A 21,230-nucleotide genomic window follows, 5' to 3' on the forward strand; every position below is an offset into this window, starting at 1 on the left:
CTACCCCGCGGCGAGGACCTCCTTCAGGAACGTTCCGGTGTGGCTCTTCTTCACTGCTGCGACGTGCTCCGGGGTGCCGGTGGCGAGCACCTTGCCGCCGCCGGAGCCGCCCTCCGGGCCCAGGTCGATGACCCAGTCGGCGGACTTGATCACGTCGAGGTTGTGCTCGATCACGATGACGGTGTTGCCCTTGTCGACGAGGCTGTTGAGCACCAGAAGGAGTTTACGCACGTCTTCGAAGTGCAGGCCGGTGGTGGGCTCGTCGAGCACGTAGACGCTGCGACCGTTGGAGCGGCGCTGCAGCTCGGTGGCGAGCTTGACCCGCTGGGCCTCACCCCCGGACAGGGTCGTGGCGCTCTGGCCCAACCGCACGTAGCCCAGGCCCACCTCGACGAGGGTCTTGAGGAAGCGGTGGATGGACGAGATCGGTTCGAAGAATTCGGCCGCCTCGCTGATGGGCATGTCGAGCACCTCGGCGATGTTCTTGCCCTTGTAGTGCACGGTGAGGGTGTCGCGGTTGTACCGCGCTCCCCCGCAGACCTCGCAGGCCACGTACACGTCCGGCAGGAAGTTCATTTCGATCTTGATGGTGCCGTCGCCGGAGCACGCCTCGCAGCGGCCGCCCTTGACGTTGAAGCTGAAACGGCCGGGCAGGTACCCGCGAGCCTTGGCCTCCATCGTCTCGGCGAACAGGGTGCGGATCTTGTCGAACACGCCGGTGTAGGTGGCCGGGTTCGAGCGCGGGGTGCGTCCGATCGGGGCCTGGTCGACGTGGATGACCTTGTCGAGCTGGTCGAGGCCGGTGACCTTGGTGTGCCGGCCGGGCAGCTTGCGGGCGCCGTTGAGCCGGTTGGCGAGCACTCGGTAGAGCACGTCGTTGACGAGCGAGGACTTGCCGGAGCCGCTCACCCCGGTGACGGCGGTGAACACGCCAAGCGGGAACTTGACGGTGACCTTCTTGAGGTTGTTCGCCTCAGCCCCGACCACGGTGATCTCCCGTTCGGGGTCGAGCGGCCGCCGGGTCGCCGGCGTCGCGATCGACTTCCGGCCGGACAGGTAGTCGCTGGTGAGCGACTTGGTGTTGGTGAGCAGGTCGGCGTAGGAGCCGGAGTGCACGACGTGACCACCGTTGACACCGGCGCCGGGTCCGATGTCGACCACCCAGTCCGCGGTCTTGATGGTGTCCTCGTCGTGCTCGACGACGATCAGGGTGTTCCCCAGGTCGCGGAGGGCAACGAGGGTCTGGATCAGGCGGCGGTTGTCGCGCTGGTGCAGGCCGATGCTCGGCTCGTCGAGCACGTAGAGCACCCCGGTGAGCCCGGAGCCGATCTGGGTGGCCAGGCGGATGCGCTGAGCCTCACCACCGGAGAGCGTGCCGGCGGCCCGGGCGAGGCTGAGGTAGTTCAGTCCGACCTGCAGCAGGAAGTCCAGGCGCACCTTGATTTCGCGCAGCACCTGGGCGGCGATGGTCTTCTCGCGCTCGGTGAGGTCGAGCTTGTCCATGAACTGGCGCGCATCCGTCAGGCTGAGCCGGCAGATGTCGGCGATGCTCTTGTCGTGCACCAGCACGGCGAGGACCTCGGGCTTGAGCCGGGTGCCGTCGCAGACGGGGCAGTCCACCTCACGCAGGTATTCGCCCCAGCGCTGCCGCTGGGTGTCGGTCTCGGCCTGTAGGAACTGGCGCTCGATGTAGGGCACCACGCCCTCGAAGCCGGAGGTGTAGCTCATCTCCCGGCCGTAGCGGTTCTTCCACTTGACCTTGACCTCGAAATTGTCGCCGCGCATGACGGCGGTCCGCACCTCTTCGCTGAGCTTCTTCCACGGGGTGGTGAGCTTGAACTTGAGGTCGCGGGCGAGGCCGTCGAGCAGCTTCTCGTAGTACTGGAACAGGCCCTTGCCCTGGGTGGTCCAGGGCAGCACGACGCCCTCGGCGATGCTGAGGTCGGGATCCCCCAGGAGCAGGTCCTCGTCCACCGACATCCGGGTGCCGAGGCCCGAGCACTCCGGGCAGGCACCGAACGGCGCGTTGAACGAGAAGGTGCGCGGTTCGATCTCGGTCAGCTGCACCGGGTGGTTGTTCGGGCAGGAGAGCTTCTCGGAGTAGTTCTGCCAGGCGTCGTCACCGGTGAGGTCGACGTAGTTGACCTGCACCAGGCCGTCGGTGAGCTTCAGCGCGGTCTCGAGCGAGTCGGTGAGGCGGCTGAGCAGGTCGGGACCGGCCACGAGGCGGTCGACGACGACGGAGATGTCGTGCTTGACCTGCTTCTTGAGGATGGGCGGTTCGTTCAGCTGGATCTGGGTGCCGTCGACCATGGCGCGGGAGTAGCCGGAGGCGGCGAGCTCCTTGAACAGGTCGACGAATTCGCCCTTTTTCTGCGACACGATCGGGCTGAGGATCTGGTACCGGACACCGGCCTCCATCTCCATCAGCTGGTCGGCGATCTGCTGCACAGTCTGGGACTGGATGATCTCGCCGCAGATCGCGCAGTGCGGCACGCCGATGCGGGCCCAGAGCAGGCGCATGTAGTCGTAGATCTCGGTGATGGTGCCCACCGTGGACCGCGGGTTGCGGTTGGTGGACTTCTGGTCGATCGACACCGCGGGGCTCAGGCCCTCGATGAAGTCGACATCGGGCCGGTCGACCTGGCCCAGGAACTGCCGCGCGTACGCCGAGAGCGACTCGACGTAACGCCGCTGGCCCTCGGCGAAGATGGTATCGAAGGCGAGCGACGATTTTCCCGACCCGGACAGACCGGTGAACACCACGAGCGAATCGCGTGGGATGTCGAGGTTGACGTTGTGAAGATTGTGGACGCGAGCGCCGCGGACGCTGAGTTGAGAGCCGTGCTCTACCTCTGAAATTGACACCATTCGAGTCTATGCAGTGCCACCGACACTCCCGTGCCACCGACGTGCCCCTGACGGTCGCTCACAGCGAACGCCGGGGGCACGGCGCTAGTTCAGGTGGCCGGCCTTCTCCATCTGCCGCAGTTCCCGCTTGAGCTCGGAGACCTCGTCGCGCAGCCGCCCGGCCAGCTCGAACTTGAGTTCACCGGCGGCCTCGAGCATTTGCGCGTTGAGGTCGGCGATGATCGATTCGAGGTCGTTGGCGCCGTTGGCCGCGAGGCCCTTGCGCACCGACGGCGTGGGACTGCGGCGCCGCGCATCCCGACCGGCGAGCAGCTCGGCGGTGTCGGCCTCCTCGCGAGAGAGGGCATCGGTGATGTCGGCGATCCGCTTCCGCAGCGGGGTGGGGTCGATGCCGTGCAGGGTGTTGTACTCCACCTGCTTCTCCCGGCGACGGTCGGTCTCGTCGATCGCCCTGGCCATTGAGTCGGTGATCCGGTCGGCGTACATGTGCACCTCACCGGACACGTTCCGGGCGGCACGGCCGATGGTCTGGATCAGCGACGTGGAGGAGCGGAGGAAACCCTCCTTGTCGGCGTCGAGGATGGCGACGAGGGACACCTCGGGCAGGTCGAGACCCTCCCGGAGCAGGTTGATGCCCACCAGCACGTCGTAGAGGCCCTGTCGCAGCTCGGTGAGCAGCTCCACCCGGCGCAGGGTGTCGACGTCGGAGTGCAGGTAGCGCACCCGCACGCCGGCCTCGGTGAGGAAGTCGGTGAGTTCCTCGGCCATCTTCTTGGTAAGCGTGGTGACCAGCACGCGCTCGTTGAGCTCGACACGCTGCTTGATCTGTTCGAGCAGGTCGTCGATCTGGCCGGCGGACGGCTTGACGATGATCTGCGGGTCGATTAGCCCGGTCGGGCGGATGATCTGCTCGACGATGCCGTCGGCGATGCCCATCTCGTACTTGCCCGGGGTGGCCGACAGGTACACGGTCTGGCCGACCCGGTCCTTGAATTCGTTCCACTTCAACGGCCGGTTGTCCAGCGCGCTCGGCAGCCGGAAGCCGTGCTCGACCAGGGTGCGCTTGCGTGACGAGTCGCCCTCGTACATGGCGCCGATCTGCGGCACGGTCACGTGGGACTCGTCGATGACGACGAGGAAGTCGTCGGGGAAGTAGTCCAGCAGGCAGTGGCCCGGCTCCCCCGCGCTTCGCCCGTCGATGTGCCGCGAGTAGTTCTCGATGCCGGAGCAGAAGCCGATCTGCTCCATCATCTCCAGGTCGAAGGAGGTGCGCATCCGCAGCCGTTGCGCTTCGAGCAGCTTGCCCTCGCGCTCCAGCTGGCCCAGCCGCTCGGCCAGTTCCTCCTGGATCGTCACCATCGCCCGTTGCATGACGTCGGTGCTGGCGACGTAGTGGGAGCCGGGGAACACCGAGACCGCGTCGAGCTTCCTGACAACGTCACCGGTGAGCGGGTGCAGGCTGTACAGAGCCTCGATCTCGTCACCGAACATCTCGATCCGGATGGCAAGTTCTTCGTACATCGGGATAATCTCGATGGTGTCGCCGCGCACCCGGAAGTGGCCGCGGGAGAAGTCGATGTCGTTGCGCTGGTACTGCATGGCCACGAACCGGCGGATCAGCCAGTCCCGGTCGATCTTCTGTCCCACCTGCAGCGCGACCATGGCCTCGAGGTAGCCTTCCGGAGTGCCGAGGCCGTAGATGCAGGACACCGTGGACACCACGATGACGTCCCGCCGGCTGAGCAGCGAGTTCGTGGTGGAGTGCCGGAGCCGCTCCACTTCCTCGTTGATCGAGGAGTCCTTCTCGATGAAGGTGTCGGTCTGCGGGACGTACGCCTCCGGCTGGTAGTAATCGTAGTAGGAGACGAAGTACTCGACGGCGTTGTTGGGCATCAGCTCGCGGAATTCGTTCACGAGCTGGGCGGCCAGGGTCTTGTTGTGCGCGAGCACGAGCGTGGGGCGTTGCACCTGCTCGATCAGCCAGGCCGTGGTGGCCGACTTGCCGGTGCCGGTGGCGCCGAGCAGCACGATGTCGGTCTCGCCGGCGGTGATTCGGCCGGTGAGCTCGGCGATCGCGGCCGGCTGGTCGCCGCTGGGGGTGTACTCGCTCACGACCTCGAAGGGGTGAACGGCGCGGGTGGGTTCCATGCTTCCAGTCTAAGGAGCGCCACCGACACTGGAGTCGGAGTGGGCATCCTTACGGTGCTCGTTCAGCTGCCCCTCCCACAACCGGTCCACCTGGGCGAGGGTGTCGTCCAGGGAACCCATCGAGTCGATCACCACGTCGGCGACGGCGAGCCGGTCGGCATCGCCGGCCTGGGAGTTGATCCGGCTGCGGGCGTCCGCTTCGGCCATGCCGCGCAGCTCGACCATGCGCCGCACCCGGGTTTCGGCGTCGGCGTGCACGACCACGATGAGGTCGAACGGGTGCCCGACGGAGGCCTCGACCAGCAGGGGAACGTCGTAGACGACGATCGCTTCGGGATCGGCCCGTTCGGCGGCGGCGATGGCGGCGCTCGACAGAGCCCGGACTGCGGGGTGCACGACGTTGTTCAGCACGCTGAGGGCGGCGGGGTCGCCGAACACGATGGAGCCCAGGCGGGCCCGGTTGAGGCTGCCGTCCTCGGCGATGACATCGGGCCCGAAGATGTCCGCGATGTGAGCAAGCGCATCGGTGCCCGGTGCGACGGCGGCGCGGGCCAGGTGGTCGGCGTCGATCACGACCGCCCCGTGCTCGGCGAATCGCTTCGCCACAGTGCTCTTGCCCGATGCGATCCCGCCGGTCAACCCAATCAGATACACGCTCCCCATGCTAGGACCTCGCGAGGCGTGAGCTTGACCCCTGCAAGTCGGGGATCCCGGGGTTGTGCTCACGGCTCGCGGGCGGTTAACGGCCACAGGCCGGACCCCCGAAGGGGCCCGGCCTGTGGTGTCCCGGCGGAAGGCCGGGTGGGTGGTGCTAGTTGCTGCTGGACAGCTTCTCGCGCAGGGCGGCAAGCGCCTCGTCGTCGGCAAGCGTGCCGGCGCCGGCGGTCTCAGAAGAGAACGTGTTGCCAGCGGCGGACGCGACATCGCCGGGGGCGATGATCTCGTCGTTCGCGGAAGCAACCTGCTTCTTGTGAGCTTCCCAGCGAGCCTGGGCTGCAGCGTAGTCCTGCTCCCACTTCTCGCGCTGGGTTTCGAAGCCCTCGCGCCACTCGTTGGTCTCCGGGTCGAAGCCTTCGGGGTACTTGTAGTTGCCCTGGTCGTCGTACTCGGTGAGCATTCCGTAGAGTGCCGGGTCGAACTCGGTGCCCTCGGGGTCGACACCATCGTTGGCCTGCTTGAGGCTCAGCGAGATGCGGCGACGCTCGAGGTCGATGTCGATGACCTTGACGAAGACCTCGTCGCCGACGGACACAACCTGCTCGGCGAGCTCAACGTGCTTGCCGGAGAGCTCGGAGATGTGAACCAGGCCCTCGATGCCCTCTGCGACGCGAACGAACGCACCGAAGGGAACGAGCTTGGTGACCTTACCCGGTGCAACCTGGCCGATGGCGTGGGTGCGGGCGAAGACCTGCCACGGGTCTTCCTGCGTGGCCTTGAGCGACAGGGAGACGCGCTCGCGGTCCAGGTCGACCTCGAGGATCTCGACGGTGACTTCCTGACCGACCTCGACGACCTCGCTGGCGTGCTCAATGTGCTTCCAGCTGAGCTCGGAGACGTGAACCAGACCGTCAACGCCACCCAGGTCGACGAACGCACCGAAGTTGACGATCGACGAGACGACGCCCTTGCGGACCTGTCCCTTCTGGAGGTTGTTGAGGAACGTGGTGCGGCTCTCAGACTGGGTCTGCTCGAGCAGTGCACGACGCGACAGAACGACGTTGTTGCGGTTCTTGTCGAGTTCGAGGATCTTGGCCTCGATCTCCTGGCCCAGGTACGGGGTCAGGTCGCGAACACGGCGGAGCTCGATGAGCGATGCCGGCAGGAAGCCGCGCAGGCCGATGTCGACGATGAGCCCGCCCTTGACGACCTCGATGACCGAACCGGTGACAACGCCGTCGGATTCCTTGATCTTCTCAACGTCGCCCCATGCACGCTCGTACTGAGCGCGCTTCTTCGACAGGATGAGACGGCCTTCTTTGTCTTCCTTCTGAAGAACGAGGGCCTCGACCAGGTCGCCGACCTTGACAACCTCGGAAGGGTCAACGTCGTGCTTGATGGAAAGTTCGCGGGAGGGGATGACACCCTCGGTCTTGTAGCCGACGTCGAGGAGGACCTCGTCGCGGTCGATCTTCACAACGGTGCCCTCGATGAGGTCTCCGTCGTTGAAGAATTTCAGAGTCTTTTCGACCGCGGCAAGGAAGTCTTCAGCAGATCCGATGTCGTTGATGGCGACCTGCTTGGGTGCCCGTTCGGTCGTTGCGATTGTCATGTAGTAGTTGCTCCAGGATGGACATATTCGGGCCAGAAGGGATGGACGTGCGATTAATGTGGATAATCCGCGACTGGCAGCGGCTAGTTCGTCACAAGCGTGACAGTAAAGCTTAGCTGTTTCCGGGCGGCCCGGGCAACCCGGTTTACGGCAGGAGAGCGGAGCGGAGGGTGTCGAGTCCGACGCCGCCGAGGTCGAGGGCGCGGCGGTGGAAGTCCTTGATCGAGAACGCCGAGCCCGCCTGGGCGGCCGCGGCGTCGCGCAGCTCTTCCCAGATGCGCTGGCCCACCTTGTATGACGGCGCCTGGCCCGGCCAGCCGAGGTACCGGTTGACCTCGAACCTGACGAAGCCCTCGTTCATGTTCACGTTCCGGGCCAGGAAGTCGAAGGCGTACTCCGCGTCCCAGGTCTGCGACCCGTCCGGCACCTTCTTGCCCAGGTGCACACCGATGTCCAGCACCACACGGGCGGCACGCATCCGCTGACCGTCGAGCATGCCGAGCCGGTCGGCCGGGTCGTCGAGGTACCCCAGCTGTTCCATCAGTCGTTCGGCGTAGAGCGCCCAGCCTTCGGCGTGCCCCGAGGTGCCGGCCAGCTGGCGGCGCCAGGTGTTGAGCTTCGCCCGGTTGTACACCGCCTGGCCGATCTGCAGGTGGTGGCCCGGAATGCCCTCGTGGTACACGGTGGTCAGTTCGCGCCAGGTGTCGAATTCGGTGACGCCGACGGGCACGGACCACCACATCCGGCCGGGCCGGGAGAAGTCGTCGGTGGGTCCGGTGTAGTAGATCCCGCCCTCCTGGGTGGGCGCGATCATGCACTCGAGACGCCGGATCTCCTCGGGGATGTCGAACTGGGTCTCCCCCAGTTCGGCGACGGCCCGGTCGCTGGTCTCCTGCATCCAACGCTGCAGCGCGTCGGTGCCGTGCAGCTTGCGGGCCGGGTCGGTGTCGAGGAACTCAATCGCCTCGAGCACGCTGGCGCCCGGCTTGATCTGCCTGGCCACGCTCTCCTGCTCCTCGACCATGCGGGCGAGCTCCTGGATGCCCCACTCGTAGGTCTCGTCGAGGTCGATCGTGGCGCCGAGGAAGCCGCGCGAGCTGAGCGCGTACAGCTCCCGGCCGATGGCGTCCTGCTCGGTCGCGCGCGGGGCGAGGTCGTCGGCAAGGAACGCGGCGAGCCGTTCGTAGGCGGTGGCGGCGGACCGGGCGCCGGCGCCGAGGTCGGTGGCCAGGGAGGCCGGCAACGACCCGTTCTCCAGGGCGGCCTCGGCGACGAAGTGGTTGAAGAAACCGTCGTTGGCGGCGTTGCGCTTGGCCTGCCCGAGCACCTCGACCACCTGGCGGCGGGCGGGCGTGACGCCCCGTTCGATACCCACCCGCAGCGTCTCGATGTAGCCGTCGATCGCGGCCGGGACGGCTTTCAGCCGGGCCGAGATGTTCTGCCAGTCGTCGACGGTGCCGGTGGGCATCAGGTCGAAGACCTCGCGGATCTCCTGGGCCGGCGAGGCGATGACGTTCAGGTCGCGCAGCTGCAGTCCGGCACTGGAGCGTTCCAGGTCGAGCGCGAGGGTGCTGCGCAGGTCGGTGACGGTGACCCGGTCGATGTCGTCGGCCGGCGCCGTGCTGTCCAGGGCGCTGATCGTCTCTGTGGCCGCCTGGATGTAGCGGGCGTGGCCGTCGGGTGAGTAGTCCGCGAAGCCGGAACCGTCCGCGTCGCGGCCGATGTAGGTTCCGACGGTGGGGTCGAGCGCCACCAGGGTGTCGACCCACTGCTCGGCAATCTGGTCGACGGGGGTGGGCGTCCGCTGTTCGTGGATTGTCATCCTCAGAGCCTAGGACACGGGCCGGCTCAGCGCTGTGAACCGCTCAGCACTGTGAACTGCCCAGCACTGTGAACTGCCCAGCACCGTGACCTGCCCAGCACTGTGACCTGCCCAGCACTGTGACCGGATCAGTGCGCGGCGTCGTCCCAATTGGCGCCCCGGCCGACCTGCACGTCCAACGGCACCAGCAGGTCAGCGGCTGTTTCCATCCGGTGCGTGACCACGGCGCGCAGGGCGTCCCACTCGCCGGGGGCGACCTCGAAGATCAGTTCGTCGTGCACCTGCAGCATCATCCGGCTGGCCAGGTCCTGATCGCGCAGGTCGGCGGCGATGTTGTTCATGGCGATCTTCATCAGGTCGGCGGCCGAGCCCTGGATCGGGGCGTTCAGCGCGGCCCGCTCCGCGTTGTCGCGCAGCACCCGGTTCGGGCTGTTCAGCTCGGGGAACGGCCGGCGGCGGCCGAAGATGGTCGTCGTGTGGCCGTCCACCTTCGCCTGCTCCACGACGCGCCGCAGGTAGTCGCGCACGGCGCCGAACCGGGCGAAGTAGTCGGTGATGAGCTGCTTGGCCTCGCGGGACTCGATGCGCAGCTGCTTGGACAATCCGAAGGCGCTGAGCCCGTAGGCCAGGCCGTACGACATGGCCTTGACCTTGTTGCGCATCTCGCCCGTCACGTCCTCCGGGGCGACCCCGAACACCCGGGCGCCCACGAACCGGTGCAGGTCCTCCCCCGCGTTGAACGCCTCGATCAGTCCGGCGTCCTCGGACAGGTGCGCCATGATGCGCATCTCGATCTGCGAGTAGTCGGCGGTGAGCAGGCTCTCGCTGCCGGTCCCGGCGTGGAACGCGGCGCGGATGCGGCGGCCCTCCTGGGTGCGCACCGGGATGTTCTGCAGGTTGGGGTCGTTGGACGAGATCCGGCCGGTCGCCGTTCCGATCTGCACATAGGTGGTGTGGATGCGGCCGGTCTCGTCGATCGCCTTGTCGAGGGTCTCCACGATCTGGCGGAGCTTGGTCGCGTCACGGTGCTTGAGCAGCAGGTCGAGGAACGGGTGCGGGTTGCTGGCCTGCAGGTCGGCGAGGGCGCCGGCATCCGTGGTGAACCCGGTCTTGTTGGCCCGGGTGCGCGGCATGCCGAGCTGGTCGAAGAGCACCTCCTGCAGCTGCTTGGGCGAGCCGAGGTTCACCTCCCGGCCGATCTGGGCGTAGGCGCCGGCGGCGAGCTCCGCGGCGGTGCCGGCGAGTTCGGTCGACAGGGCGGCGAGTTCTTCGTGGTTGACGGCCACGCCGGCCAGTTCCATGCCGGCCAGGGTCATCAGGGTGGGCATCTCGAGGTCGCTCAGCACGCTGAGCGAGCCGGTGTCGAGCAGCCCGGTCAAGGTGGCGGCGAGCCGCACGGTGTACCAGGAGTCGACGGCGACGCCGCCGGCCAGGCTCTCGTCGGGCACCAGCTGGTTCGGGTCGGCCACGGGCAGGACCTCGTCCAGGTAACGCTTGACGAGGTCGGCCAGGGTCTTGTCCGGGCCGCCCGGGCGCAGCAGCCAGCCGGCGACCAGGGTGTCGATGGCGAGCCCGTCCAGGGTGAGCCCGGCGCGGATCAGGGCCTTCACCTGCGGCTTGGCGTCGTGCATCACCTTGGGGCTCGGGCCGGCGAGCCACTCCTCGAGCGGCAGGTAGTCGGCGCGGCCGGGCTGCCAGGCCACGGTTGCGGTCTCGGTGGCGGTGGCAAGGCCGAAGCCGATCGGCAGACCGTTCAGGACCTCGACCGTGACCGACAGTGCCGTTCCGGCCGTGGTCACCCGGTCAAGCCAGGTGGCGAGCTCCTCGTCGAGCAGCTCGCGCTGCACCGGGGCCTTCGCCGCCGCGGGGACCTCGACGACCGGTGCCGGTGCGGCCGTGCCGTCGGTGCTGGTGCCGTTGCCGTTGGCGCTTTCGAGTTTGATGACCCTCTCCAGCAGGGTGCGGAACTCCAGCCGGCCGAAGACCTCACGCACGGCCTCCTCGTCGATCGGCCCGCGCTCCAGGTCGCCGAGCTCGACGGGCAGGTCGAGGTCGGTCACCAGCCGGTTGAGGCGGCGGTTGCGGATGGCGTTGTCCTTCTGCTCGCGCAGGTTGGCTCCGACGACTCCGGTGATCTCGTCGGCGTGCTCGAGGATCGCGTCGAGGCTGCCGAAGCGTTCCAGCCATTTCACGGCCGTCTTCTCGCCGACCTTGCTGATGCCGATCAGGTTGTCGCTGGTCTCGCCGACGAGCGCGGCGATGTCCGGGTACTGTTCGGGCGCGATGCCGTACTTCTCGCGCACCTTGGCCGGGTCGTACCTGGTGAGCGCCGAGACGCCCTGGCTGGCCGGGTAGAGCAGGGTGACGGTGTTGTTGACCAGCTGGATGGTGTCCCGGTCGCCGGACACCACGAACACGTCGTAGCCCTCGTTGGTGCCGCGCACCGACAGGGTCGCGAGGATGTCGTCGGCTTCGTAGTCGTCCTTGGTCAGGGTCGTGATGTTCAGGGCCTTGAGCGCCTCCTGGAGCAGCGGGACCTGGCCCTTGAACTCCGATGGAGTGACCGCACGAGTGCCCTTGTACTCGGGGTAGTCGCGGGTGCGGAAGGAGAACCGCGAGATGTCGAATGCCACGGCGATGTGGCTCGGATTCTCGGTGCGGAGCAGGCTCAGCAGCATCGACAGGAACCCGTGGATAGCGTTGGTGTGCTGCCCGTCATGGGTTTGGAAACTGTCGATGGGCAGGGCGTGGAACGCCCGGTACGCCAACGAGTGGCCATCGATGATCATCAGGGTAGGCTTCTTGGATTCCGACACAGTCCCAGCCTACAAGCCGCATTCGGATGGGGCTGAGCCGAGCGCACGAGGGTGACAATGACCGATCACGACAGGCCCCAGCACGACGAAGACTTCCTGGCCTGGACGAAAGCGCGCGGTGCCGGTGACCTGGCCGACAAGATGGGCATCGAGTTCACCGAGTTCAGCCTCGACCGGGCCGTGGCGCGGATGCCCGTTGAGGGCAACACCCAGCCGGCGATGCTGCTGCACGGCGGCGCCTACGTGGTGATGGGTGAGTCGCTCGGGTCGATGTCGGCGAACCTGCACGCGGGTCCGGGCAAGCTTGCGGTGGGCATCGAGATCAACGCCAGCCACACCGGCTCGGCCACCTCCGGCTGGGTGACCGCCGTGTGCACTCCGATCCACCTCGGTCGCACGCTGACGACCCACGAGATCGTCGTCACCGACGACCGCGGCCGCCGGTGCTCGACCATCCGCATCACCAACCTGATCCTGGACAAACCGACCGGCGCCTGACCGGGAGCGCACGAAAAAGCGGGCCCCTCCTGGAGGGACCCGCTTTTTTCGTGACGGCGGTGTTGCTCGGCGGCGGTGTTGCTCGACGGCGGTGTTGGCCGGCCTGGGCGTCTTACTTCTTGGCCGACAGCTGTTCGATGATCGCCTGGGCGACGTCATGCATGGTCAGGCGGCGGTCCATGGACGCCTTCTGGATCCATCGGAACGCCTCGGGCTCGGTCAGGCCCATCTTCTCGTTGAGCAGGCCCTTGGCCCGGTCGACGAGCTTGCGGGTCTCGAACCGTTCGACGAGGTCAGCGACCTCGGCCTCGAGGGTGATGATCTGGCTGTAGCGCGAGAGGGCGATCTCGATCGCGGGCAGCAGGTCGTTCGGGGTGAACGGCTTCACCACGTAGGCCAGCGCGCCGGCCTCGCTGGCGCGCTCGACGAGTTCCTTCTGGCTGAACGCGGTGAGCAACACGACCGGGGCGATGTGCGCCTTGGTGATGCGCTCCGCGGCGGAAATACCGTCGAGGTGGGGCATCTTGACGTCCATGATCACCAGGTCCGGGCGGAGCTCGGTGGCCAGGGCCACGGCGGTCTCGCCATCGCCGGCTTCGCCGACGACCTCGAATCCGTTGTCTCGGAGGATCTCGACGATGTCGAGCCTGATGAGGGATTCATCCTCCGCTACGACGACGCGGCGGGGGGGTGCTGGAGTTGTCTCTTGGTCGGTCACAGCCAAAAGCCTACGGTATTCTGGTGCAGGTGTTGTGAGCCGGTGTGGCGGAATGGCAGACGCGGAGCACTCAAAATGCTTTGTTCGAGAGGACGTGTGGGTTCGAGTCCCACCACCGGTACCACTTCATCGCACGCCCGTCGCCGGAATACCGGCCGCGGGCGTGCGGTGTATCCGCCCCAGCACCCGGCCTGACTCCCCGGCCTGACTCCCCCGACTGACGCCACCGGCCCGGAACCTCCGGCGCGGTGCCCGGCGCGCACTCAGCGGCCGTACACGCCCTTCTCAGGCCGCGGCGGCGCTCAGGCGGGTTGGTGGGCCACGCCGGGCTGCACAAGCGTCCATCGGCGTTGCACGGCCGCTCTTGACCCGATCACCGCCTGCAAACGACACCGGCCCCGCAGATTTCTCTGCGGGGCCGGTGTGCGGGTGAAGCTGTGCGGGTGAAGCTGTGGTGCCTACTGCTGGGCGTACGCCGGAGCGACACCGTTGTGGGCGTCACCGATGCGGTGAACCCGGATGTCGTTCGTGGAACCGGCGATTCCGGGAGGGGAACCGGAGATCACAACGACCTTGTCGCCGATTTCTGCCAGGCCCTGGCCGAGCAGGATGTCGTCGACCTGACCGAACATCGAGTCGGTGTGGGTCACGCGGTCGACCAGGTACGTCTGCACGCCCCAGGTCAGTGCGAGGCGACGGCGGATGCCGGGCTCGGGCGTGAAGGCCAGCATCGGAATCGAGGAGCGCAGGCGCGCCATGCGGCGTGCCGAGTCGCCGGACTCGGTGAAGATGCAGAGGTACTTGGCCTCGACGAACTCGGCGACCTCGATGGCGGCCAGCGTGATGGCGCCGCCCTGGGTGCGCGGCTTGTTGGTGAGCGGAGCGATCCGCTCCAGGCCGTGGTCTTCGGTCGATGCGACGATGCGGGCCATCGTCTGCACGGTGACCACCGGGTACTCGCCGACGCTGGTCTCGCCGCTGAGCATGACCGCGTCAGCACCGTCGAGGACGGCGTTCGCGACGTCGGACGTCTCAGCGCGCGTCGGAACGGGGCTGTGGATCATCGATTCGAGCATCTGCGTCGCGACGATGACGGGCTTCGCCATGCGGCGGGCCAGCTCGACGGCGTGCTTCTGCACGATCGGCACGGCTTCGAGCGGGAGCTCGACGCCGAGGTCGCCACGGGCGACCATGATCGCGTCGAAGGCATCGACGATGCCCTCGAGGGCCTCGACGGCCTGCGGCTTCTCGATCTTGGCGATGACGGGAACCTTGCGGCCCTCCTCTGCCATGATCTCGTGCACCCGGTCGATGTCGGCCGCATTGCGCACGAAGGAGAGCGCAATCAGGTCGGTGCCGAGGCGGAGGCCCCAGCGCAGGTCGGCCTCGTCCTTTTCGCTCAGTGCGGGCACGTTGACGGCAACGCCGGGCAGGTTGATGCCCTTGTTGTTCGACACCGGGCCGGCGACGATGACCTTGGTGGTCACGACGGTGCCGTCGGTTTCGACGACCTCGACCTTGACCTTGCCATCGTCGATCAGCAGGAAGTCGCCCTGCTTCACGTCGTTCGGCAGGCCCTTGTAGGTCGTGCCGGACAGCTCCTTGGTGCCGAGGATGTCCTCGGTGGTGATCTTGAAGATGTCGCCGACGGCGAGGTCGTACGGGCCGCCCTCGAACTTTCCGAGGCGGATCTTGGGGCCCTGCAGGTCGACCATGACAGCAACGGCGCGACCGGAGTCGTTGGCGGCCTTGCGGATGTTGGCGTAGACACTCTCGTGCACGGTGTAGTCACCGTGGCTGAGGTTCATGCGGCAGACATCAACGCCGGCGTCGATAATGGCGCGGATCTGCTCATAGCTTGATGCTGCCGGCCCGAGGGTGGCGACGATTTTCGCGCGTCTCATACTGGTGGATCTCCGGTTTCCGCGCCGGTATGGCGCATTGGTGCGTTCGGTTGGGTGGAGAAAATGGGCAGCGGAATTCAGTTCGTTCGCTCAGATGGCAAACGAATGATCCGTCGGCTTCACCGGGGCGGGCAGTTGAGTCTCGCCTTCGAGAAACCGATCGACGGCTGCCGCGGCAGCGCGCCCTTCGGCGATCGCCCATACGATGAGCGACTGACCTCGGCCCGCATCTCCGGCAACGAATACACCCTCGTGGCTGGTCTGGTAATCACTATCACGCACGACATTACTCCGGTCGTCGAGCGGTACGTGCAGCTCATGGGTCAGTTCGGTGCTGTCGGGACCCGTGAAACCCAGTGCCAGTAAGACCAGATCGGCGGGAATTTCTCTTTCGGTTCCGGCCTTCGGGACACGCCGGCCGTCGAGATATTCGGTTTCGGCGACGCGGATGGCGCGCACCTCGCCGGCGTCGTTGGCCAGGAATTCGATCGTCGAAGCCAGGTATTGCCGGGTGCCGCCCTCTTCGTGGGCGCTCGACACCTCGAACAGGGTCGGCGACATCGGCCAGGGCTGGTGGTCCGGCCGGCTGTCGCCGGGCTGCTTGCCGATCGCGAGGTTGGTTACGGATGCGGCGAGCTGGCGGTGCGCGGTGCCGATGCAGTCCGCACCGGTGTCACCGCCGCCGAGCACGACGACATGCTTGCCTTCGGCGACGATCTGGTTGTCGACGGTGTCGCCGGCGCCAACCTTGTTCTGCTGCACCAGGTACTCCATGGCGAAGTGCACACCGGGCAGGTCGCGCCCGGGGATCGGCAGGTCGCGGGGCACCATCGCGCCGGTGGCGACGATGACGGCGTCGTAGCGGGCGCGCAGGTCGGTCCAGGTGATGTCGACGCCGATGTTCACGCCGGCGCGGAACCGGGTGCCCTCTGCGGTCATCTGGGCCAGGCGGCCGTCGAGGTGCTTCTTCTCCATCTTGAAGTCGGGGATGCCGTAGCGCAGCAGCCCGCCGATCCGGTCGTCCCGTTCGAAGACGGCGACGGTGTGGCCGGCGCGGGTGAGCTGCTGGGCGGCGGCCAGTCCGGCGGGGCCGGAGCCGACGACGGCGACGGTCTTACCGGTGAGGCGTCCGGGCGGCTGCGGGGTGACCCAGCCCTCGGCGAAGGCCTGGTCGATGATCGACACCTCGACCTGCTTGATCGTGACGGCAGGCTGGTTGATGCCCAGTACGCAGGCCGATTCGCACGGTGCGGGGCAGAGCCGGCCGGTGAACTCGGGGAAGTTGTTCGTGGCGTGCAGGCGTTCGATGGCCTGGCGGCCCTCGTCGCGCCAGGTGAGGTCGTTCCACTCCGGGATCAGGTTGCCCAGCGGGCAGCCCTGGTGGCAGAACGGCACACCGCAGTCCATGCAGCGGCCGGCCTGGCGCTTGAGCACGGCGGAGTCACCGGCCTCATAGACCTCTTTCCAGTCCATCAGACGGATGGATACCGGTCGCCTCGGCGGGAGTTCCCGATCCGTGGTCTTCAGGAATCCTTTCGGGTCAGCCATTGGTTACCTCCAAAATGCGGTTCCAGACCACATCGCCGTCGGGGTCGAGCCCCTCGGCGACAGCGCTCTGCCTGGTTGCCAGGACGGCCGCGTAGTCACGCGGCAGTACCTTGACGAAGTTCTTCATTGTGGTGTCGCGGTCGGCAAGCAGCTGCGCGGCCAGGACCGAGTCGGTCTGGGCCAGGTGCTGTTCGAGCAGGTCCCCGACGATTTCGATGTCGGCGCTGCCCAGCGGCAACAGGGTCAGCTCGCCCGAGTCCAGCGAGTCCCGGTTGACCAGGTCGCTGCTGAGGCCGTAGACGTACGCCGTTCCGCCGGACATGCCCGCACCGAGGTTCCGGCCGGTCTTGCCCAGGATCACGGCGAGTCCGCCGGTCATGTACTCGAGGGCGTGGTCGCCAACGCCCTCCACGACGGCGGTGGCGCCGGAGTTGCGCACCAGGAAGCGTTCGCCGACGATGCCGCGGATGAACATGCTGCCCAGGGTCGCGCCGTAGCCGATCACGTTGCCGGCGATCACGTTGTCCTCGGCGGCGAAGGTGCTGCTCCGGTCGGGGCGGACGGTGATCTGACCGCCGGAGAGACCCTTGCCGACGTAGTCGTTCGAGTCGCCCTCGAGGCGCAGGGTGATGCCGCTCGGCAGGAATGCGCCGAAGGACTGCCCGGCGGACCCGGTGAGGGTGACGTCGATGGAGCCGGCCGGCAGACCGTTCTCGCCGTGCCGCAGGGTCACCTCGTGGCCGAGCATGGTGCCGACGGCGCGCTCGGTGTTGCGGATCGGCAGGGCGATCTTCACCTCACCGCCGTGCTCGAGCACGCTGCTGCTCTGGCGGATGAGCTCGTTGTCGAAGTGCTTCTCCAGCTCGTGCTCCTGCTCGCGGTGGGCGCGGCGGGGCTCGAGGGCGGAGAAGTCCGGGCCGACCAGGATCGGCGCCAGGTTGAGACCGGATGCCTTCCAGTGGTTGAGGGCGCCGTTGATGTTGAGCATCTCCTTGCGGCCGGTGGCCTCTTCCAGGCTCGTGAAACCGAGCTCGGCGAGGTACTCCCGCACCTCCTGGGCGATGAACTCGAAGAAGTTCACCACGTAGTCGGCCTTGCCGCTGAAGCGCTTCCGCAGCTCGGGGTTCTGGGTGGCGACGCCAACGGGGCAGGTGTCCAGGTGGCAGACCCGCATCATGATGCAGCCCTCGACGATGAGCGGGGCGGTGGCGAAACCGAACTCCTCCGCTCCGAGCAGGGCGCCGATGATGACGTCCCGGCCGGTCTTGAGCTGGCCGTCGACCTGCAGCACAACCCGGTCGCGCATGCCGTTGAGCATCAGCGTCTGCTGGGTCTCGGCCAGGCCGAGCTCCCAGGGCGTTCCGGCGTGCTTGAGCGAGTTGAGCGGGCTCGCACCGGTGCCGCCGTCGTGCCCGGAGACCAGGATCACGTCGGAGAGCGCCTTGGCGACACCGGCCGCGACGGCACCGATACCGGACTGGCTGACCAGTTTGGTGTGGATGCGCGCGGTCGGGTTGGCTCGCTTGAGGTCGAAGATCAGCTGCTTGAGGTCTTCGATGGAGTAGATGTCGTGGTGCGGGGGCGGCGAGATCAGGCCGACACCGGCGGTGGCGTGCCGGGTACGGGCGACCCACGGGTACACCTTGGTCGGCGGCAGCTGACCGCCCTCGCCGGGCTTGGCGCCCTGGGCGAGTTTGATCTGGATGTCGTCGGCGTGGGTGAGGTACATGCTGGTGACACCGAACCGGCCGGAGGCGACCTGTTTCACGGCGCTGCGCCGTTCGGGGTCGAGCAGGCGGTCGAGGTCTTCGCCACCCTCACCGGTGTTGGACTTGCCGCCGAGGCGGTTCATCGCGATGGCGAGGGTCTCGTGCGCCTCCTGCGAGATGGAGCCGTAGCTCATCGCGCCGGTGGAGAACTTCTTCACGATCGACGCGACCGATTCGACCTCGTCGATCGGCACGGGCTTGCGCGCACCGACGTTGAACGAGAACATACCGCGCAGGGTCATCAGGCTCTCCGACTGGTCGTCGACGAGCTTGGTGTACTCCTTGAAGATGTCGTAACGGCGGGTGCGGGTGGAGTGCTGCAACCGGAAGATCGTCTCCGGGTTGAACAGGTGCGGGGACCCGTCGCGGCGCCACTGGTATTCGCCGCCGGTGGCGAGGCGTTCGTGCACCGTGACCGCGGCATCCGGCGGGTACGCCCCGGCGTAACGCTCGAGGTTCTCCGCGGCGATCACGTCGATGCCCACACCGCCGAGCTTGCTCGTGGTGCCGGTGAAGTACTGGTCGATGAATTCCTGGCTGAGCCCGACCGCTTCGAAGGTCTGCGCGCCGGCGTAGGACGACACGGTGGAGATGCCCATCTTGGACATGATCTTGAGCACGCCCTTGCCGAGCGCCTTGATCACGTTCTTCACGGCCTTTTCGGGCGTGACGGTGGTGATGAAACCGCTGCGGACGAGATCCTCGCAGGTCTCCATCGCCAGGTACGGGTTGACCGCGCTGGCGCCGTAGCCGATCAGCAGGGCCACGTGGTGCACCTCGCGCACGTCGCCGGCCTCGACCACGATGCCCACCTTGAGGCGGTTCTCGGTGCGGATGAGGTGGTGGTGCACCGCCGCGATCATCAGCAGCGACGGGATCGGAGCGAGGTCCTTGGAGCTGTCCCGGTCGGAGAGCACGATGAACAGCGCGCCGGCCTCGATAGCCGCGTCGACCTCGTGGCACATCTCTTCGATCCGGCTGGAGAGAGCGCCGGGGCCGTCGTCGAACCGGTACAGGCCGCGGATGGTGGTGGTGGTGCGGCTGCCCGGTGACGTGTCGATGTGCTGGATCTTGGCCAGCTCGTCGTTGTCGATCACCGGGAAGTCGAGCACGACCTGGCGGGCGTGCTCCGGACCGGCGGAGAGCAGGTTCAACTCAGGGCCGAGGCCCAGCTTGAGGCTGGTGACGACCTCTTCCCGGATCGAGTCCAGCGGCGGGTTGGTGACCTGCGCGAACTGCTGGGTGAAGTAGTCGAAGAGCAGCCGGGGGCGTTCGCTGAGCACGGCGATGGGTGTGTCGCTGCCCATCGCGCCGAGCGGCTCCGCGCCGGTGCGTGCCATCGGCGCGAGCAGGATCCGCACCTCTTCTTCGGTGTAGCCGAAGGTGCGCTGGCGGCGCACGACGGATGCCGGCGGGTGCACGATGTGCTCCCGCTCCGGCAGGTCCTTGAGGTTGATCCGGCCGGCGTCCAGCCAGGAACCCCACGGTTCGCTGGCGGCGAGCTCGCCCTTGATCTCCTCGTCTTCGATGAGGCGGCCGGCCTCGGTGTCGACGAGGAACATCTTGCCGGGCTGCAAACGGCCCTTCCGCACGACGCGGGCGGGGTCGACGTCGAGCACGCCGATCTCGCTGGCGAGCACGACGAGGCCGTCATCGGTGATGACATACCGGCCGGGGCGGAGGCCGTTGCGGTCAAGGGTGGCTCCGACGAGGGTGCCGTCGGTGAACACGATCGCGGCGGGGCCGTCCCACGGCTCCATGAGCATGGAGTGGTACTCGTAGAACGCGCGGCGGTCGCGGTCCAGGCCCGGCTGGTTCTCCCAGGCCTCCGGCACCATCATCATGACGGCGTGCGGCAGCGAGCGGCCGGACAGGCTGAGCAGTTCAACGACCTCGTCGAAGGACGCGGAGTCGCTGGCGCCGGGGGTGACGATCGGGAACAGCGGGCCGAGGTCGCCGAGCAGCTCGGATTCGAGCTGGGACTGGCGGGCGCGCATCCAGTTGCGGTTGCCCTGCACGGTGTTGATCTCGCCGTTGTGCGCGATCATGCGGAACGGCTGGGCGAGCGGCCAGGACGGGAACGTGTTGGTGGAGTACCGCGAGTGCACCAGCGCCAGCTTCGAGGTGAAGCGTTCGTCGGACAGGTCGGGGTAGAACGGCTCGAGCTGGAGTGTCGTGACCATGCCCTTGTAGACGATGGTGCGGCAGGACAGCGACGCGAAGTAGGTCTCGAGTTCGCGTTCGGCGCGCTTCCGCAGCCGGACGGCCTGGCGGTCAAGGTGGATGCCGGTCAGCGGCAGTCCGTCCTCGGCCAGGCGGCTGCTGGATACGTAGAGCTGCTGGATCGCGGGCATCGCGGCGCGGGCCAGGTTGCCGACCTCGTCGGGGCGCACGGGCACTTCACGCCAGCCGAGCACGACCAGGCTCTCCTCGCGGGCGATCCGTTCGATCGCGCCCTTGACCGCACTGCGGCTGGTGGGCTCGGTGGGGAGGAAGACGTTGCCGACGGCGTAGCGACCGGCCTCGGGCAGCGCGAACGTGGAAACGGCGCGGAAGAACTCGTCCGGGATCTGGGTGACGATTCCGGCGCCGTCACCGGTGCCGGCATCCGACCCGACGGCACCGCGGTGCTCGAGGTTGCGGAGCGCGTCGAGGGCGCGCGTGATGATGTCGTGTCCGGCCGTGCCCCGAAGGGTGGCGACCATGGCGAGACCGCACGCGTCGCGCTCGTCGTGCGGGTTGTAGAGACCCTGTTCTTGGGGCACACTACTGAACCGCGAGAAGAGTGGTTGCTGGGTCATTAGACCGTCCTCACAAAATGACTGGCAGGTGGGGACGACGTTGGCCCGCTGGAAGAGGAGATACCG

11 protein-coding genes and 1 tRNA gene are annotated in these 21,230 nt (G+C 67.2%); 2 read left to right on the forward strand and 10 right to left on the reverse strand.

Annotation, left to right across the window (positions count from 1 at the left end; all coding sequences use genetic code 11):
• From uvrA to polA, 6 genes are all read right to left on the reverse strand, one after another.
• Nucleotides 1-2,871 carry an excinuclease ABC subunit UvrA gene (gene uvrA / locus ACU5E9_RS03260; RefSeq protein ID WP_456812206.1) on the reverse strand — a complete coding sequence of 957 codons (2,871 nt, stop codon included), beginning with the start codon at nucleotides 2,869-2,871 and terminating at the stop codon, nucleotides 1-3.
• Nucleotides 2,872-2,955: 84 nt separating this feature from the next.
• Nucleotides 2,956-5,019: an excinuclease ABC subunit UvrB gene (gene uvrB, locus ACU5E9_RS03265; RefSeq protein ID WP_456812207.1), complete on the reverse strand. Its 2,064-nt coding sequence runs from the start codon at nucleotides 5,017-5,019 to the stop codon at nucleotides 2,956-2,958.
• A 9-nt stretch (nucleotides 5,020-5,028) separates the two neighbouring features.
• Entirely contained in the window at nucleotides 5,029-5,673 is a 645-nt protein-coding gene (coaE, locus tag ACU5E9_RS03270) for a dephospho-CoA kinase (protein ID WP_456812208.1), read from the reverse strand.
• A gap of 157 nt (nucleotides 5,674-5,830) precedes the next feature.
• The gene (gene rpsA, locus ACU5E9_RS03275; RefSeq protein ID WP_456812209.1) at nucleotides 5,831-7,288 is read right to left on the reverse strand and encodes a 30S ribosomal protein S1; all 1,458 of its coding nucleotides are present in this window, start codon (nucleotides 7,286-7,288) and stop codon (nucleotides 5,831-5,833) included.
• A 145-nt stretch (nucleotides 7,289-7,433) separates the two neighbouring features.
• Complete coding sequence (locus tag ACU5E9_RS03280) at nucleotides 7,434-9,110, reverse strand: DUF885 domain-containing protein (RefSeq protein ID WP_456812210.1); 1,677 nt, start codon at nucleotides 9,108-9,110, stop codon at nucleotides 7,434-7,436.
• Nucleotides 9,111-9,238: 128 nt separating this feature from the next.
• Nucleotides 9,239-11,899: a DNA polymerase I gene (polA, locus tag ACU5E9_RS03285; protein ID WP_456812211.1), complete on the reverse strand. Its 2,661-nt coding sequence runs from the start codon at nucleotides 11,897-11,899 to the stop codon at nucleotides 9,239-9,241.
• 84 nt (nucleotides 11,900-11,983) lie between these two features.
• Between polA and ACU5E9_RS03290 the strand changes: the two genes are divergently transcribed.
• Entirely contained in the window at nucleotides 11,984-12,424 is a 441-nt protein-coding gene (locus ACU5E9_RS03290) for a PaaI family thioesterase (protein ID WP_456812212.1), read from the forward strand.
• A 112-nt stretch (nucleotides 12,425-12,536) separates the two neighbouring features.
• Here ACU5E9_RS03290 and ACU5E9_RS03295 read toward each other — a convergent pair whose 3' ends face one another.
• Entirely contained in the window at nucleotides 12,537-13,142 is a 606-nt protein-coding gene (locus ACU5E9_RS03295) for an ANTAR domain-containing response regulator (RefSeq protein ID WP_110127353.1), read from the reverse strand.
• Between the two features lie 38 nt (nucleotides 13,143-13,180).
• On the opposite strand from ACU5E9_RS03295, the gene ACU5E9_RS03300 reads away from it, so the two are divergent.
• Nucleotides 13,181-13,266, forward strand: a tRNA-Leu gene (locus tag ACU5E9_RS03300).
• Nucleotides 13,267-13,600: 334 nt separating this feature from the next.
• On the opposite strand, the gene pyk is transcribed toward ACU5E9_RS03300, so the two are convergent.
• The 3 genes from pyk to gltB form a co-directional block, all read right to left on the reverse strand.
• Nucleotides 13,601-15,046, reverse strand: a complete 1,446-nt coding sequence (pyk, locus tag ACU5E9_RS03305; RefSeq protein ID WP_456812213.1) for a pyruvate kinase — start codon at nucleotides 15,044-15,046, stop codon at nucleotides 13,601-13,603.
• A 90-nt stretch (nucleotides 15,047-15,136) separates the two neighbouring features.
• Entirely contained in the window at nucleotides 15,137-16,594 is a 1,458-nt protein-coding gene (locus tag ACU5E9_RS03310; RefSeq protein ID WP_456812214.1) for a glutamate synthase subunit beta, read from the reverse strand.
• Nucleotides 16,587-21,164 (reverse strand): glutamate synthase large subunit, encoded by a 4,578-nt coding sequence (gene gltB / locus ACU5E9_RS03315; protein WP_456812215.1) that lies wholly within the window; start codon nucleotides 21,162-21,164, stop codon nucleotides 16,587-16,589. Before gltB ends, ACU5E9_RS03310 begins: the two co-directional genes overlap by 8 nt.
• Nucleotides 21,165-21,230 lie beyond the last annotated feature (66 nt).

It is taken from the genome of Cryobacterium sp. AP23 (genome assembly GCF_054075385.1).

Excerpts from the sequence above, each read along its gene's own strand:
- uvrA (WP_456812206.1), bottom strand. The coding sequence starts at position 2,871 with ATGGTGTCAATTTCAGAGGTAGAGCACGGCTCTCAACTCAGCGTCCGC.
- uvrB (WP_456812207.1), bottom strand. The coding sequence starts at position 5,019 with ATGGAACCCACCCGCGCCGTTCACCCCTTCGAGGTCGTGAGCGAGTAC.
- rpsA (WP_456812209.1), bottom strand. The coding sequence starts at position 7,288 with ATGACAATCGCAACGACCGAACGGGCACCCAAGCAGGTCGCCATCAAC.
- ACU5E9_RS03280 (WP_456812210.1), bottom strand. The coding sequence starts at position 9,110 with ATGACAATCCACGAACAGCGGACGCCCACCCCCGTCGACCAGATTGCC.
- polA (WP_456812211.1), bottom strand. The coding sequence starts at position 11,899 with ATGATCATCGATGGCCACTCGTTGGCGTACCGGGCGTTCCACGCCCTG.
- ACU5E9_RS03290 (WP_456812212.1), top strand. The coding sequence starts at position 11,984 with ATGACCGATCACGACAGGCCCCAGCACGACGAAGACTTCCTGGCCTGG.
- pyk (WP_456812213.1), bottom strand. The coding sequence starts at position 15,046 with ATGAGACGCGCGAAAATCGTCGCCACCCTCGGGCCGGCAGCATCAAGC.
- ACU5E9_RS03310 (WP_456812214.1), bottom strand. The coding sequence starts at position 16,594 with ATGGCTGACCCGAAAGGATTCCTGAAGACCACGGATCGGGAACTCCCG.
- gltB (WP_456812215.1), bottom strand. The coding sequence starts at position 21,164 with ATGACCCAGCAACCACTCTTCTCGCGGTTCAGTAGTGTGCCCCAAGAA.